Source organism: Alteromonas sp. AMM-1, from assembly GCF_047290655.1.
In the GTDB taxonomy this organism is placed as follows: Bacteria; Pseudomonadota; Gammaproteobacteria; order Enterobacterales; family Alteromonadaceae; genus Alteromonas; species Alteromonas mangrovi.
In genome coordinates this window covers 1-2,827 of sequence record NZ_JBLBUE010000260.1, presented here as the reverse complement: position 1 = coordinate 2,827, position 2,827 = coordinate 1, and the positions used below count along the sequence as shown (strand labels likewise).

The following is a 2,827-nucleotide window of genomic DNA, read 5'->3' as shown; positions in this document are numbered from 1 at the left end:
GGCCTCTGCAACAGAATATTCAACGCCGTCAAAATGAAGAGCGCAATAAGCTACTAGCCTTGATCAAACAGGCTATCGACGCAGTTGCTGCAAAAGAAGGCTATGACATTGTGCTGGATGCACCTGCTATAGTTTACGTTGATGCAAGCCATGACATGTCTCAGAAAGTGTTAGATCAGGTTAGCAAGATCAAGTAATTCTGATTTACTTCATCGATAAACTTTGCAAATCAGACCAATACATACGTGTTGGTCTGATTTGTTTTTAAGTGATTAGCGCGTAAGGTTGCGGCCCAGATGAAGTCATAGCAGCAAAACACCGTTGAGGACGCGTGCTGCTAATATAGTGTCAAAGGAGAGAGTGTTTGGCCAGTTCACTTAATATTATTGAAATCCGTGAAATCATGGATTTATTACCGCATCGGTACCCGTTTTTGCTAATTGACCGCGTAACAGATTACGAGCTGGGCGTTAGCATTAAAGCATATAAAAATATCACCCTGAACGAGCCGTGTTTTACCGGTCATTTTCCGGATTATCCCATTTTTCCAGGCGTGTTAATTTTAGAAGCCATGGCACAAGCGGCCGGCATTCTGGGTTTTAAAACCGTAGGTAAAAACGATAAGCTATACTTGTATGCGGGTATTGATAACGCGCGCTTTAAGCGGCCGGTAACACCCGGTGACAGACTGGATTTTGAAGTATGCCTGGTAAAAGAGCGCCGAGGTATCTGGAAATTCAGCGGTGTGGCCAGTGTGAATGGCGAAGAAGCCTGTAGCGCAGAATTTATGTGTGCAATGAGAGAGAAACAATAACGTGATTCATTCAACTGCAGTGATCTCACCCAATGCGAAAATTGGTAAGAACGTATCAATTGGTCCATTTTCGATTGTGGGAGACGATGTCGTGCTTGGCGATGATTGCCGGGTCGAATCGCATGTAGTGATAAAAGGCCCCAGCCGCATAGGTCGGGGAAACCACTTCTACCAGTTTTGCTCTATAGGTGAAGACTGTCAGGATAAAAAATACGCTGGTGAACGCACAGAACTGATTGTTGGCGACAATAACATTTTTCGCGAAGGTGTAACTGTTCATCGCGGAACCATTCAGGACGAAGGTGTAACCCGCATTGGCTCGAACAATTTGCTGATGGTTAACGCCCACGTTGCGCATGACTGTAAAATTGGTGATAACGCCATCCTGGCAAATAATGTCGCGGTGGCCGGACACGTTGAAATTGGCGATTATGCCATTTTAGGCGGTACCACAGCGGTACACCAATTCTGTAAGATTGGGGCTCATTCCTTTATGGGCGGTGGCGCAATTGTATTGCGTGATGTGCCTCCATTTGTAATGGTAAGTGGCACCAAGCACATTCCTCAGGGCATAAACTCTGAAGGTCTCAAACGTCGCGGCTTTAGCTCTGAAACAATCATGTCGATTAAACGGGCTTATAAAGTGATTTACCGCGACAACAATACGCTGGAAGAGGCGATTAAAAAGTTAACTGAAATGACCGGCGAATGCCCGGAAATCGGTATGTTAATTACCTTTTTAGCTGGCGCTGAGCGCGGTATAGTTCGCTAGTTCATGTCTCCTGAACCGTTACGGATAGCGGTCGTCGCTGGCGAGGCATCAGGAGATGTTCTCGCCGCGGGGATGATCCGCGCGCTGAAACTACGTTACCCTGATGCCATTTTTGAAGGCATAGCCGGGCCACATATGCAGGCTGCGGGCTGCACCAGCCTGTTTGACATTGAAATACTGTCTGTGATGGGACTGGTGGAAGTACTGTCCAGCATTCGCCGCATTCTTCATGTTAAAAATGCACTGGTTGAGCACTTCGTCAAACATCCGCCAGATGTCTATATTGGCGTGGATGCACCTGATTTTAATCTGCGTGTTGAAAAGGCGCTAAAAGCCAAGGGGATCAAAACCGTCCACTATGTCAGTCCTACCGTGTGGGCATGGCGTGAGAAGCGCATATTTAAGATTGCCAAAGCCACCAACCGCGTGCTTGGCATTTTTCCCTTTGAGCATCAGGTTTACGATAAGTACCAGATTCCCTATACCTTTGTTGGCCACACCATGGCGGATATCATTCCTATCGCGCCTGATCAGGTTCAGGCCCGAAAAACATTAAATTTGGCTGTTCAAGAACCGTGCCTGGCTTTACTACCGGGTAGTCGACGTGGCGAAGTGGCCAAACTGTTACCTGTATTCACGCAAACGGTAGAGAAATTGTGGCAGAAAATGCCCGATTGCCAAATTGTGATCCCTGCTGCGAATCAGGCGCGAACACAGCAAATTCACGAATATTTGCAGGACAATTTGCCGGCCTGGTTAAACGATAAACGCGTCGTTTTACTGGAAGGAAAGTCCCGAGAGGCGATGATTGCCAGTGATGTTATATTACTGGCGTCAGGAACCGCCACACTTGAAGCCATGCTGTGTAAGCGACCCATGGTAGCGGCCTATTTATTGTCGTGGCTCACACATAAAATGATGAAACGCATGTACAAGCCAAAGTATTTTGCATTACCAAATATTCTGGCTGATGAACAGTTAATACCGGAGTTATTGCAGGAAGACGTGAATTCTGAGCGATTAAGCCAGGAGTTGATTTCATTGTTTTCTACCGATACCACAGAGCTTGTGGCGTCGTTTACCCGTTTACACAAATCATTAAAGCAGAATGCCGATGAGCGGGCTGCCGATGCGGTTATTGAGGTAATCAATGAGTAATGAATACGTCTATATAGCTGGTGTAGATGAGGTAGGACGCGGGCCGCTGGTTGGCGATGTGGTGACTGCTGCGGTTATTCTTG

The 2,827-nt window shown here is 46.8% G+C and carries 4 protein-coding genes and 1 pseudogene; all 5 read left to right on the top strand.

Annotation, left to right across the window (positions count from 1 at the left end):
- Positions 1-197: OmpH family outer membrane protein (locus ACLR2L_RS19785; RefSeq protein WP_413370688.1), on the top strand; the 197-nt coding region annotated here is incomplete at its 5' end.
- 167 nt (positions 198-364) lie between these two features.
- Positions 365-814 carry a 3-hydroxyacyl-ACP dehydratase FabZ gene (gene fabZ / locus ACLR2L_RS19780; RefSeq protein ID WP_140956205.1) on the top strand — a complete coding sequence of 150 codons (450 nt, stop codon included), beginning with the start codon at positions 365-367 and terminating at the stop codon, positions 812-814.
- A 1-nt stretch (position 815) separates the two neighbouring features.
- Positions 816-1,586, top strand: a complete 771-nt coding sequence (gene lpxA / locus ACLR2L_RS19775; protein WP_140956204.1) for an acyl-ACP--UDP-N-acetylglucosamine O-acyltransferase — start codon at positions 816-818, stop codon at positions 1,584-1,586.
- 3 nt (positions 1,587-1,589) lie between these two features.
- Entirely contained in the window at positions 1,590-2,744 is a 1,155-nt protein-coding gene (gene lpxB / locus ACLR2L_RS19770; protein ID WP_413370686.1) for a lipid-A-disaccharide synthase, read from the top strand.
- A pseudogene (gene rnhB / locus ACLR2L_RS19765) lies at positions 2,737-2,827 on the top strand (ribonuclease HII); the annotation flags it as partial. The gene lpxB and the pseudogene rnhB, both read left to right, overlap by 8 nt.